This is a genomic window from Dakarella massiliensis (genome assembly GCF_001182045.1).
Lineage (GTDB): Bacteria > Pseudomonadota > Gammaproteobacteria > Burkholderiales > Burkholderiaceae_F > Mesosutterella > Mesosutterella massiliensis.
In genome coordinates, this window is sequence record NZ_CVTY01000007.1 from 592,062 (window position 1) to 603,992 (window position 11,931).

Below are 11,931 nucleotides of genomic sequence, written 5' to 3' on the forward strand. Positions count from 1 at the left end.
CGCACGAACAGCCGAGTTCCCCATTGGGCCCCCGGTGCATTTCAAACCCCAAGGAGGGATTTCATGCTTAAACAATTTGCCCTTGCGGTTATCGCATCCGCCGCTATCGCTCTTCCAGCGATCGCGGCTCCGGCCACTCCCGCCCCCTCCGCGGATGCCGCGGCCAAAGCCGCGAATCCCGAGGACGCTAACCCTCTGCTTCCGACGAAAGCCGATATGGAAAAGGCCCGCGCTGAGCACGAGGCTGGCAAGGCTCCTGAGCCCCCTGCCAAAAACACTACCATTCAGCAGGTACGTGATCAGAATAACCGCGTGGTCGAGTACATCGTGACGCCGGGTTCCACTCATATCCCGTATACGATTGAGAACCGTTCGGAACGTCCCGCTGACGACACGCCGGGCGGCAATCCGAAGAGCACCACCGGTACGACCCGTCAGATTCATTTCGGCTGGTAGCCGCCTCTTTCACGGACAGACATCATGGCTGTATTTACTACCGTTCCTGAAATCTCCGCGAAAGACTTTATTTCGCGCTGGCCGGCCGGCGCTTTCCGCTCGATCACGCCGATCGCCTCCGGTATCGAAAACACGAATTACTTCGTCGATACGGACACCGGCCGCTGGGTGCTGACGATCTTCGAGAAGCTCACGGATAAGACGCTCCCCTTTTATCTCTCGCTGATGGAGCACCTTGGAGAAAAAGGCTGCGCGGTCGCGCGCCCTCTCCGGACGAAGAACGGCGACCTTTTCGATCACTATGACGGAAAGCCCGCTATTCTCACGAACCGCCTGCCGGGAGAAGACGGCCGGGAAGTCACGGCTCCGACCTGTGCCTCAATGGGCGAAACGCTTGCCCGCATGCATCTCGCGGTTCAGGACTTCAAGCTCTGGCAGGAGAACCCCCGGGGTCTCGCCTGGTGGATAGAAACCATTCCGAGAATTCTTCCCATTGTGCCGGCCGACATCCGAAGCGGTCTCGCCCACGAGCTTCAGGCCCAGATCGCCCTTCAGGGAGGAGAGGCCTGGAAAGCGCTTCCCGCCGGAGCCTGCCACTCAGATCTCTTCCGCAATAACGCGAAAGTCTCCGATATCGGTACCGGGCACGAACGGGTAACCGGGGTTTTCGATTTCTTCTTCGCGGGCTGTGTCCCCTTCATTTATGACCTCGCGGTCACGATGAACGACTGGTGCACCGATATGAAGACCGGGGAATTCATTCCGGAACGCGAAAAGGCGTTTCTCGACGCATACGCTTTCGTGCGTCCCCTCTCGGGACTCGAAAAGCAGATGTGGCGCGGGGTGCTTTGCGCCGCGGCATTCCGCTTCTGGGTGAGCCGTCTTTCTGACTTCTATGAACCGCGGGACGCCGCGCTTCTGAAGCCTCACGACCCGGAAGAGTTCCGCCGTATTCTCGTGAACCGCCAGGTCTGTGATCTGTACTGGCCTGAAGCCTCGACCGACTGAGCCCATGAGACTATTTGAACAAATCCGACTCGGCACGGGCTGGTTCCGCGACAGTCTGAAAACTGTCAGGCTGCAGCCCCTGTCCTTCACTGCTGTTGTCATCGCCTACGCTGGCATCATGGGGCTCCTCGGCCTGATCCCAATCGTAGGCATTGTGTTCGCGGGGTTCTTCTGGCCGTTCGGCACCATCATGATTGCCGGGGCGGGCCGCGACACGCTCTCGGGGAAAATTCCGAGCACGCGGCCGCTCGCCGAATCCTTCGCCAAACCGGATACGCGCCTGCGTCTCGTCCGGGCCGGCATTCTTTACTCGATCGTTCTTGTCACGGCAGCCGCGATCTGGCAGTTCCTCGGCGCGGATGAAATCGCGCAGTGGCAGATCACGAAAGATGACCGCGTGGTCTGGAGCTCCGCGCTTCAGCATATTCCGTACGGGGCCATCATCGCCTCCACGGCTTTCTACATTCCGTGCATGATGGCAATGTGGTTCACGCCGCTCCTCATCTATCTGAAGAATATGACGATCGGAAAGGCGCTTTTTTATTCGTTCACCGGCTGCCTCACCAATCTCGCGGCCGTGATCACAGCGCTCTTCCTTGCCTTCTTCACTTTCTCCGTGATGATCGGCTGCGCCTCGGTGCTGCTCGGTGTCATGGGAGCCGGATCCATCGCGATCTTTGTTCTCCTCCCGGTCACACTCCTCGGAACGGCAATTTTTTACGGTACCTACTACCCGATGTGGCGCTCTGTCTTCAGTGAGGTGTCTCACAGCGACACCGCGCCTGACTATGAGATGCCCAGGCGGGTCTGATTCCGGCAATCTTCTGGAGATCATCCATGGCGTCTGTCAACCAGGGTACGGGGAGGAAATCCTCCCCCGCGTCCTTTACATCCATGACGCCGCCTGAAGCCCGGGCGGCATACGAGAAGCTGGCCGCCGCGACACTCAGACGGGCAGAAGTGGAAACGGTCCGCGATATCGAGATCCCAACCGAAACCGGCACCTTCCGGGGACGGCTTTACCGCCCGATGGGAGCCCCGGTTCCGGGAGGCGCGGTGCTTTTCTTTCATGGCGGCGGCTGGGTGATCGGTTCTGTTGACACGCATGACGCCGCGGTCCGGAGTCTCGCGGCTGCCTCAGGGCTCACCGTGATTTCCGCGGACTACCGGCTGGGACCTGAGTTCCCGATGCCAGCTGCGGCGGATGATGCGCTCGCGATTTTCCGTTTTGTTGAGTCTCACGCATCTGACTACGGCATTGACCCCGGAAAACTGGCTCTTTCGGGTGACAGCGCCGGAGCGTCTCTTGCCGCGTCGACCGCGGTTGCCGTCGCTAACACTCCCCAGCGCCCGGCGGCTCTCCTTCTCTTCTATCCGTCGCTTGATCAGCGGCCGGAAGCGGAGTCTCTCGCATCCCGCCGGTTTTTTCCCGAGGGCGGACCGGTAACGAAATCGCTTTCTGACTGGTTTGCCTCGTACGCGCAGAAAGGCGTGAGACGTGACGATCCCCGGGTGTCCCCAATGGCTGCCCGGTCACTCGCGGGACTGCCTCCCACGATGATCATCACCGCGGAGCACGATATCCGTCACGACGAAGGAAGGCTTTTCGCGCAGAGGCTCGACGCCGCTCGCGTTCCTGTCATCTGGTGCAGTATCCAGGACGCCGCGCACGGATTCCTTGAAAAGATCGGGAGCCACGCCGCGAAAGAGGCGCTTCAGGACGCCGCGTTCTTTCTGCGGCAGCGACTCCTGACTCCCTAAGACCTACTCTGAAAAAAGCTCCGGCTGCGAAGGCGTGTCACGTACGCCTTCGCTCCGAGACACCGATAAACCAACGAGTCTGACCCCCGACGCGGGAATCGGGACATCCGAAAGCAGCTCCTCAGAAAGCCGCCTCACCTCACGGGGATCCTGTATCGGGTGCCCCGCCATTTTCGATCGGGTAATCTGACGGAAATCCGCGAACTTCAGTTTCAGTGTCAGCGTGTCACCGAGGAACCGGTTGCGGGCGAGCCGCTTCATGAGGCTCATCTCCACGGGCAGCAGCTCCCGAAGCACGTCTTCCGCGCTACCTGCGTTCCATTCAAGCGTTGTTTCAGCGCCGACTGACTTCCGGTCACGGTTCGGGTTCACCGGCCGGGGATCAATTCCGCGCGCAAAGCTGTAATAGATTTCCCCGGCAGAGCCGAAAAGCCGCACCAGTTCCGAAAGCGGCTGCCGCCGCAGCTCCTCTCCGGTTGAAATCCCAAGGCCATGCATTTTCTTTGCAGTAGCAGGCCCGATTCCCCAGAAGGACTCAATCGGAAGCTGATCAATAAAGCGCAGAGCGTCTTCCGGCTTCACCTCAAAGAGTCCGTCAGGCTTCTTCCAGTCACTCGCGATTTTCGCGAGAAATTTATTAAAGGAAACGCCGATCGACGCGACAAGCGAGAGTTCCTCTCGGATTTCACGCTTGATTCTGAGCGCCGCTTCCGTGCCGCTCGCAAACGGAATCGGGCTCTCCGTGATATCCAGAAACGCTTCATCGATCGAAATAGGCTGCACCAGAGGCGTGTAGCGGCGGAAAATAGCCTGGATTGCGCCCGACACTTCCTTATAGCGCTGCATATTCGGGTGGATGAAGATGAGATTCGGGCACAGCGCCTTCGCGCGGTAGGACGGCATAGCGGAGTGAACGCCGTAACGCCTGGCTTCATAACTCGCGGTCGCAACCACGCCCCGCCCTTCTCCTCTTCCGACCGCTATCGGACGGCCCCGGAGCTCCGGGTGGTCGCGCTGCTCGACAGACGCATAGAACGCGTCCATGTCGACGTGGAGAATTCTTCTGTAAGCCATATGGAAAAAGAATACAACTGCCGTCCTGCTCAGCAGACTCCTTTAAGGTATCATGAGTGACCTTGCCCCGGGCTGCAACGCGGTGTCTTTTCAGCCCTTTTCAAGGGGCTCGCCGCATCACACACTAGCTGTCTCCCGGCAGGAGTCCGGATAATTCTCGCATGTCTTCAGAAAAACCATCGGCCAAACTTCATATTGATGATGAAATGAAGGGGACTGCCGACTTTCCTCTTTATGGCGAACGGATCGCTGACATCCTGCCGCCCGAGCACTTTCTCTGGCAGCTTCAGGGAAGTTTCCCTGGGTTCGATGATGAGCTTGCCGGGATGTACCGCTCGCAGAGGAGCCTGAAGCACATCTCGAAAGCGAGCTGGCCTGAAGACATTCTGATTCCGGGCGACTTCTACATGCAGGGAATCGTGATTCCGCAGCTGCGCGGACTGCTTCCCCCGCTCTCATCAGACCCTGAGGATCATCCCGAAACCGGCACCGTGGAGGTGCAGGAAGATAGCGGCCTTGAGGGACAGGAAGAGGAAGCAGCGGAAGATTTCGATCCGGAAACCGGTTTCTCGGAAGAAGGCGAAGAGGAAGAGTGGCAGGACCCCGTGAGCGGCGAAAATTTCGAACAGGTGGTGTCGAGCATTCAGTCGCGGCTCGCGGCCGGCAGCTGGGAAGTCTATAAGGACGTGATCGCGTATCCTCCTGAAGTCTTCCGTCAGATCGTGCGGGACGGAGAGGGGCTTACGGGCTTCATCCCCAAGGCTCTCCTCAATAACCTCCACACGCTTGCTTTCTGGCTTTCATTCTCGGGACTCGATTTCGAACTCCATGGAGAGCGGTGTCTCGGCTGCTTTATCTTCCGGGGACAGAACATCGCGGGCGGCATGTCGCTTAACCTCGGCTTTGTGACGAAGAACTCGTACTACGACTACGCGATCCCGCTCACCGTGCACGCGTCACTCGAATACATCATCGAGAGTTCCACGGAATTCATGGCTCAGGATCCGGCCACTGAACCCCCGATGAGCGAAAAGGAAAAGGCCTCCGTGAACGAGGATCTGAAAGACGCCTGGAAGCGGGTCTTCCCGGTGATCGTGCATCTCTTCACGCATTTCCCGGAGGATCTTTCGGTCCGCCGCCGCGGAAGCCCATCACGCGCCATCATGAAGCCTGAAGGGATGAACAGCCCCGTGGTGAACTACTGGAAGTGGGTTCCGGAAGAGGAACATTTCCGCCACGATCGGGTTCCGGCGCTTCTGAAGGGAAAACTCCGGAACGTGTTCCTCCGCGAATTCGTCGAGGGGGAAAAGAACAGTCCGATCGAAGTGGCTCCTGAACCCGGTGTCCCGCCGACACTGAACTGAGAGTCCGGAAAAACGATTTTCAGGCAAAAATTTCGGGAGGCGACTTGATGTCGGCCTCCCGTTTTTTATCCTGATTCAGGCTCAGCCTCTCGTCCGGGTCTTCATGAGACGCTGACGATCGCGTTCCCACTGCTTCTTCGACTCATCAGCGCGCTTCTCGAATTCCCGCTTACCCTTCGCGAGCGCGAGGGTCATCTTCACGCGGCCCCGGCTGAAATGAAGATCAAGCGGAATCAGCGAATAGCCCTGCCGCTCCACGCGGCCGATCAGGCGCATGATTTCGCGGCGATGCATCAGCACTTTGCGCGTACGGGTGGGATTCGCGCGCTCATGCGTTGAGATTTCATCCGTCGGGTTCATATGGGCGTTGCTCAGCCACAGCTCGCCGCCATACTCATAGACGTGGCTGTCGCCGATCTGCACGCGGCCCGCGCGGACGCTCTTCACTTCCCAGCCTTTCAGAACCAGACCGCATTCAAACTTTTCTTCAATCGCATAGTTGAAATGCGCTTTTCGGTTGACGATATGTGGATTGTCAGATGGCACAGCTTTTACCCGAAGGATTATGTAAAAAAACACGTAGAATGACGGATCATTTTAGCAATGTATGGCGTGATACGTCCGGAGGTGAAGGGATGACGGAAGAGCTGATTCAGATCCGCGTCTGCGGGATTGATAAGGATGGTGCGGGACGCGAGTACAGCATCGCGGTTCCATCCGGATCAACCGCGATGGAGGCTGCCCAGGAAGGAGCCAGGAAGTTTGGGCTTCAGATGCCGGAAGAGGCCGCGCTGTCGCTCTGGGGACGCCGCGCGGATCCTTCAGCCCGTCTTTCAGACGGTGACCGCGTTGAAATCACGCTCCCTCTCACCATTGACCCGAATGACGCCCGACGGCTCCGGGCTGCCCGCGCGGGACACCGGGCGGCTTTTGCCCAGGGGCGTCACGGCGGAAAGCACCGCCTCGCCTGAAGCAGGGGCCTAGATTTCCTTTCCGGCGAACTGCGCCTCATAGAGCTCCGCGTAGCGGCCCCGCCGCGTGAGCAGCTCCTCATGCGTCCCGGACTCGGCGATTCGCCCTGAATCCATGACGACCACAAGATCCGCGTCCTCAATCGTTGAAAGGCGATGCGCGATCACAATACTCGTGCGGCGCTCCATCACGCGCTGCATCGCGCGCTGAATCGATTTTTCAGTCCGGGTATCCACGCTCGATGTAGCCTCATCCAGAATCAGGATATCCGGATTCGCGACAAACGCCCGGGCGATAGCAAGCAGCTGCCGCTCACCCGCGCTGAGTGTCACGCCGTCGCGGCCGATTCTGGCATCGAGCCCGCCGGGAAGCGCCCGGATCAGATCATCGCAGTGACTCATCTCGGATGCCCGCATCAGCTCCTCATCCGTCGCGTCACGTTTCCCGTAGGAAAGGTTATTGCGGACCGTATCCGAAAAAAGCACGGTATCCTGCAGCACAACGGCAATCCGCTGCCTCAGGCTCTGATGCGAATACCCGCGGATATCGTGACCTCCGACCAGGATTGAACCGCTGTCCGGCTCATAGAACCGGAGAAGAAGGTTAGAGAGCGTCGTCTTTCCGCTTCCCGTCGCGCCGACAAGAGCGACCTTCTTTCCGGCCGGCACGGTGAGGCTGAGATCATGAATCACGGGGTGCCCGGGTTCGTAGGAGAAGTTCACATGCCGGAACTCAACTTCTGAGCCTGAGATGACGGGCGCTTCCGCGCCGTCCTTCGGCTCGGGCTTCTGATCAAGAATATAGAAAACGCGCTCCGCGCCGGCCACCGCGGTCTGAAGCTGTCCATACACCATGGAGAGCTCATTCACCGGGCGGCTGAACTGCCTCACGTACATAAGAAACGCGGCAATCACGCCCACGGTGATGATGCCCTTGAACGCGAGCCATCCGCCGAAAGCCGCCACGATGACAAAGCTGATATTCCCGATCGCGTTCATCACCGGGCCGAAGATTCCGCTCAGGGTTTCAGTCCGGACCCCGGCCTTTGTCAGACGTTCAGACGTCTCTTCAAACGACCGGACAACGGAAGCCTCCCGCCCGTAGGCCGAGACCGTACGGAATCCCGCGACCGTTTCTTCCACGGTGCCATTCAGGGTTCCGAGCTCCTTCTGCCGGCTTCTCGAGTTCCGGCGGACCGGTTTGGAGAGAAGGCTGGTTGAGAGCACCGTCAGCAGTACGCTTACGATGCTGAGAAGCGCGAGCTGCCAGCAGAACCAGAGCATCACGGCCGCCGTTCCGGTAATCATGAGGATCCCGGAAATAAAGGTCGGAAGCGACATCGAGACGGTGGACGAAATATTATCGATGTCATTTGTCATCCGGCTCATCAGGTCGCCGTGGGAATGACGGTCAATAAAGGCGATCAGCAGCGTGATCGTCTGACTGAAGAGATCCCGCCTCAGACGCTTGATGAGACGCTGCCCCAGCTTCGCGCAGAACCACCCCTGCATGGTCTGCAGAATGCTGTAGAAGACAGAGAGTCCGGCAAAGAGCGCGAGAATCCTGAGGAGACTCCCCTCTCCCTCCCCCGCGATGATATCGACCGCATGACTCTGAAGCGCCGGGATGATCAGCGCGCAGGCGGTTCCCATCAGCACCACCGCGAGAATCACGGTGAGCAGCATCTTCTCGTGGCCAAAGAACTTCAGAAGCCGGATCAGGGATTCACGGCCGTGCTCCGCTTTCTCATGCTCAGCGAACCAGGAACCCCGGCGCGAGCCGCCCGAATTCTTCTTTTCCATCTCACGCCCTCCCCGACTGAGAGGCCGCGATTTCCTGATACGCGGCGCAGTTCTGAAGAAGCTCATCGTGAGTTCCGACTCCGGCTATCCGTCCCTTCTCAAGCACGATGATCCGGTCGGCCCGGCGAGCGGAGGAAATCCGCTGCGCGACAACGATCTTCGTAACACCCGGGGCAAACCTAGACAGGGCGCTGAAAAACGCGGCCTCGGTTTTGGTGTCGAGAGCGCTTGTTGCGTCATCCAGAATGAGGATTTCCGCTGGCTTAAGAATCGCCCGGGCCAGCGCGATCCTCTGCCTCTGACCTCCTGAGAGGCTGGTACCGCCCTCAGTAAGCAGCGTATCGTAACCTTCCGGCAGCTTCGCAATAAATTCATCCGCCTGCGCGGCCACGGCTGCCGCGCGGATTTCCTCATCCGTCGCGTCAGGCTTCCCCCAGGCAATGTTTTCTCTCACCGTGGCGCTGAAAAGCTCACTCTTCTGAAGCGCGAAGGAGACTTTCCTGAGAAGCGCCTCACGGCTATAAGATCTGACATCCAGCCCGTCAATCAGGACGGTTCCGGCGTCCGGGTCATAAAAACGGGGAATCAGCCCCACCAGCGCGGTTTTTCCGCACCCCGTCGCCCCCATGACAGCAACAGTTTCCCCGCTCCGGATCCGCAGCGAGACATCAGAAAAAATGGGAGACGCGAGTCTCGGGTACCCGAAAGTGACACCCCGGAATTCCACTTCACCCTGAGGACCGGGGCCTGTCTCCGCGTCACCGTAGCGGAAACCCGGCGTTACGGTCAGTACTTCCTTCAGACGCCGCCAGGAAGCAAATCCCCGAGCGATCATCTGAGAAAGCATCACGAGAATCAGAATGGAAACGAGAAGCCGCCCGGTGTACGTGATACCCGCCATGATTTCACCCGGTGTCGCCGCGCCCGACCCCGTCAGAACAGAGCCCCGGTAGAGCAGCGCCACCACCACGAGACTCATCAGGAGATTCATCGCTGGGCTCAGGAACGAAAAGGCGAGCAGAATCTTCAGCTGCATCCGGATCAGGCGGTTATTGGCTCTGCCGAAGCGGATCCGCTCATAAAGCTCGCGGCCAAAAGCCTTGATCACGCGAATTCCGGAAATATCTTCCTGCAGGATTTCATTCAGCTGATCAAGCCTCGACTGAAGCTTCGGAAAAAGCGGTTTTACCCAGGCGACACACCCTGCGGCGCAGAACGCCATCACGGGGACCGCCGCGAGAACTATCAGCCCGAATTCCGGGTTCAGCCGATGCATGAAGTAGATGCTTCCCGCAATCATCAGCGTGGTGCGGACGCCGCCCCGGATCAGCTGGGAAACGAGCGATTGCACCTGAGAGACATCGTTTGTCATGCGGGTAATCAGGGTGCCGCTCCCGAAGGAATCAAGCTGAGGAAAGGAAAACCGCATAATCCGCCGGAACACCTTCTTTCTCACATCGTTCCCGATGTTCTGTGACGTGAGGTTCACGAATACGCTGTTCAGCGACCCGCAGACAGCGCCTCCCGCCACAATGGCGATCATGGTGAACCCGAGAAGCAGAATATCCCGGGCGCTCCCCCGGCCTCCGTCCGTCAGTCCGAGAACCCCCTTATCGACGAGGGTCTGCATAAGAGAGGGCAGCAGGAGGTCCGCCGCTACTTCAGCCGCCATAAAGAGCACGGCTAAGAAGGCAAAAACCCGATACTTTCTGAAATACGGCCACATGGTCTGAATACGCGCGGTTAGGGGAACCGGGAAATGCCCGGAATACAAAAGCCTTTATGTTAACGATTCTTATTTACGTTTGTAAGGATCCGCCGCGAAAAAGACTCCTCATTTAAAACCCGGGGCTTTTTCCGCTGTCATTGAAACCATTCTCCGCTTCTTTCCGTCGTTTTGCCCGGCCAGCCCCTTCCGGGCGGGGATGCAGCATTAAGTCTCTCGCAGGAATACAGGGGTATTTTCCATGGTGGATATTTATTTAATAATCTATTCAGGCAAAAACAAACCCTGCCTCCTATTGAAGAAGCAGGGCTGCGCGTCTGGCGGAAGGGGTGAGATTCGAACTCACGGAAGTTTTGAAGCTTCGTCGGTTTTCAAGACCGATGCATTAAACCGCTCTGCCACCCTTCCATTGACGATGGATTTCGAATTCTACCGTCAGAGGGGGATAAAGGCAAATGCCTTACTCCCCATCGCGGAGAATCAGACCTCGCTCGGGCCGTTCTCAAGATTAAAGGCGTGATGCAGCACGCGGACCGCGAGTTCCGTGTACTTTTCATCCACCACGAGGCTCACCTTGATTTCGGAGGTGCTGATCATCATGATGTTGATGCCCTCTTCCGACAGCGCCTTGAACATGCGGGAAGCCACACCGGAGTGGGAGCGCATGCCGATGCCGACCACCGAGATCTTGGCGATGTGATCGTTCGTCTCGACGGGGCCGCCGCCGACAACCGGGATCACCTTCTTATTCAGCACTTCAAGCGTGTTTTCAAGGTCACCGCGCGGCACCGTGAAGGTAAAGTCCGTCTTTCCTTCAACGCTCACATTCTGGACAATCATGTCCACTTCGATATTCGCTTCAGCGATCGGTCCCAGAATGTTCGACGCGACGCCGGGCATGTCCGGAACGTTATGCAGCGTAACCTTGGCATCGCTGCGGGAAGCGGCAATGCCGGACACGAGAGCTTTTTCCATCATTTTGGGATCATCCTCATAGGTAATCAGGGTGCCGGAGACGGCCTCGACTTCGACCGGCAGATCCGGATCTGTGAGGCTAGAAAGGACTCGGCAGGGAACCTTGAACTTGCCCGCGAATTCAACGGAGCGGATCTGCAGCACCTTGGAACCGGCGCTCGCGAGTTCAAGCATCTCCTCAAAAGAAATATTGTTCAGACGCTTTGCTTCCGGCACGATGCGGGGGTCGGTCGTGTAGACGCCGTCCACATCCGTGAAGATCAGGCACTCGTCAGCGTGAAGCGCAGCCGCGATCGCGACAGCGGACGTGTCCGAACCGCCGCGGCCGAGCGTCGTAATGTTGCCCTCGGGATCCACACCTTGGAAACCTGCCACCACAACCACGCGGCCGCGCTTCAGCTCCTCACGGATTCTGAAATCATCGATCGTATCGATGCGGGCCTTCATATAGGAGTTATCGGTGTGAACAGCAACCTGCCATCCGGTCAGGCTCACCGCGTCGACCCCGATATCTTTCAGAGCCATCGCGAGGAGGCCGATGGACACCTGCTCACCGGTTGTCGCGATGACATCAAGCTCGCGGGGATCCGGGCGGGGGGACACTTCCTTAGCTAGGGCCAGAAGGCGGTTGGTCTCGCCGCTCATCGCGGAGACAATGACCACCACCTGGTGGCCTGCCTGGCGCCACTTAGCGACACGGCGGGCGACATTGCGAATGCGCTCGGGAGAGCCCATCGAAGTGCCGCCGTACTTGTGAACAATCAGAGACATGGTTTGTTTCTCAGTGGGACAT

The 11,931-nt window shown here is 58.6% G+C and carries 11 protein-coding genes and 1 tRNA gene; 6 read left to right on the plus strand and 6 right to left on the minus strand.

What is annotated here, in order from left to right; genetic code table 11:
• The first annotated feature begins 63 nt into the window (after positions 1-63).
• From BN1936_RS09005 to BN1936_RS09020, 4 genes are read left to right on the plus strand one after another with little or no spacing between them, the layout of a single operon-like run.
• Positions 64-456, plus strand: a complete 393-nt coding sequence (locus BN1936_RS09005) for a hypothetical protein (protein ID WP_053101853.1) — start codon at positions 64-66, stop codon at positions 454-456.
• 24 nt (positions 457-480) lie between these two features.
• Positions 481-1,464, plus strand: a complete 984-nt coding sequence (locus tag BN1936_RS09010) for a homoserine kinase (protein WP_022443593.1) — start codon at positions 481-483, stop codon at positions 1,462-1,464.
• Positions 1,465-1,468: 4 nt separating this feature from the next.
• Complete coding sequence (locus BN1936_RS09015; protein WP_049687209.1) at positions 1,469-2,275, plus strand: BPSS1780 family membrane protein; 807 nt, start codon at positions 1,469-1,471, stop codon at positions 2,273-2,275.
• 26 nt (positions 2,276-2,301) lie between these two features.
• Positions 2,302-3,225, plus strand: coding sequence for an alpha/beta hydrolase (locus BN1936_RS09020; protein WP_082164552.1), 924 nt, complete (start codon positions 2,302-2,304; stop codon positions 3,223-3,225).
• Positions 3,226-3,228: 3 nt separating this feature from the next.
• Here BN1936_RS09020 and dinB read toward each other — a convergent pair whose 3' ends face one another.
• Positions 3,229-4,299, minus strand: a complete 1,071-nt coding sequence (gene dinB, locus BN1936_RS09025) for a DNA polymerase IV (protein ID WP_049687211.1) — start codon at positions 4,297-4,299, stop codon at positions 3,229-3,231.
• 161 nt (positions 4,300-4,460) lie between these two features.
• On the opposite strand from dinB, the gene BN1936_RS09030 reads away from it, so the two are divergent.
• Positions 4,461-5,663 (plus strand): hypothetical protein, encoded by a 1,203-nt coding sequence (locus tag BN1936_RS09030; RefSeq protein ID WP_022443549.1) that lies wholly within the window; start codon positions 4,461-4,463, stop codon positions 5,661-5,663.
• 81 nt (positions 5,664-5,744) lie between these two features.
• On the opposite strand, the gene smpB is transcribed toward BN1936_RS09030, so the two are convergent.
• Positions 5,745-6,209: an SsrA-binding protein SmpB gene (smpB, locus tag BN1936_RS09035; protein ID WP_174703607.1), complete on the minus strand. Its 465-nt coding sequence runs from the start codon at positions 6,207-6,209 to the stop codon at positions 5,745-5,747.
• A gap of 89 nt (positions 6,210-6,298) precedes the next feature.
• On the opposite strand from smpB, the gene BN1936_RS09040 reads away from it, so the two are divergent.
• Complete coding sequence (locus BN1936_RS09040) at positions 6,299-6,634, plus strand: RnfH family protein (protein WP_022443547.1); 336 nt, start codon at positions 6,299-6,301, stop codon at positions 6,632-6,634.
• A gap of 9 nt (positions 6,635-6,643) precedes the next feature.
• Here the strand turns inward: BN1936_RS09040 and BN1936_RS09045 are convergent, their stop codons facing one another.
• From BN1936_RS09045 to BN1936_RS09060, 4 genes are all read right to left on the minus strand, one after another.
• The gene (locus BN1936_RS09045) at positions 6,644-8,437 is read right to left on the minus strand and encodes an ABC transporter ATP-binding protein (protein ID WP_049687212.1); all 1,794 of its coding nucleotides are present in this window, start codon (positions 8,435-8,437) and stop codon (positions 6,644-6,646) included.
• 1 nt (position 8,438) lies between these two features.
• On the minus strand, positions 8,439-10,163 hold the full coding sequence (locus BN1936_RS09050) for an ABC transporter ATP-binding protein (protein ID WP_082164555.1): 1,725 nt from the start codon (positions 10,161-10,163) through the stop codon (positions 8,439-8,441).
• A gap of 318 nt (positions 10,164-10,481) precedes the next feature.
• Positions 10,482-10,571 (minus strand) — tRNA-Ser (locus tag BN1936_RS09055).
• Positions 10,572-10,643: 72 nt separating this feature from the next.
• Positions 10,644-11,909: an aspartate kinase gene (locus tag BN1936_RS09060; protein WP_022443531.1), complete on the minus strand. Its 1,266-nt coding sequence runs from the start codon at positions 11,907-11,909 to the stop codon at positions 10,644-10,646.
• Positions 11,910-11,931 lie beyond the last annotated feature (22 nt).